This is a genomic window from Citrobacter sp. TBCS-14 (assembly GCF_005280805.1).
GTDB classification, from domain to species: Bacteria; Pseudomonadota; Gammaproteobacteria; order Enterobacterales; family Enterobacteriaceae; genus Citrobacter; species Citrobacter gillenii.
The window spans coordinates 1-511 of record NZ_SZWM01000948.1 but is presented as its reverse complement, the minus strand read 5'-3'; the positions used below and the strand labels follow the sequence as shown (position 1 = coordinate 511).

Genomic DNA, 511 nt, shown 5'->3' with positions numbered 1-511 from the left:
CGTAACAAAGCGGATATTACCGGTGAGACGCTGGGCCTTAGCGAAGTAAATGGCCACTCACTGGTTCGTCTCTCCGCACGTACCGGTGAAGGTGTTGACGTACTGCGTAACCATCTCAAACAGAGCATGGGCTTTGAAACCAATATGGAAGGTGGCTTCCTGGCGCGTCGTCGTCACCTGCAGGCGCTGGCAGAAGCGGCGGAGCATCTCGAGCAGGGTAAAGCTCAACTGCTTGGCGCATGGGCCGGAGAATTGCTGGCAGAGGAGTTGCGTCTGGCGCAGCAGAACCTCAGTGAGATCACCGGGGAANCAGAAGAGCTACGCCTCGCGCAGCAGAATCTCAGTGAGATCACCGGGGAGTTTACCTCCGACGATCTGCTGGGACGGATTTTCTCCAGCTTCTGTATTGGCAAATAATGTTGTATTGCCCGGTGGCGCGATGCTTACCGGGACTACAGGCCCCGTAGGCCGGATAAGGCGTTTACACCGCCATCCGGCAACAACAATTTCC

Annotated in this window: 1 pseudogene; it reads left to right on the top strand. The window is 56.5% G+C overall.

What is annotated here, in order from left to right:
- Positions 1 to 417, top strand: a pseudogene (locus tag FDX22_RS22195) (hypothetical protein); the annotation flags it as partial.
- Between the last annotated feature and the right edge of the window lie 94 nt (positions 418 to 511).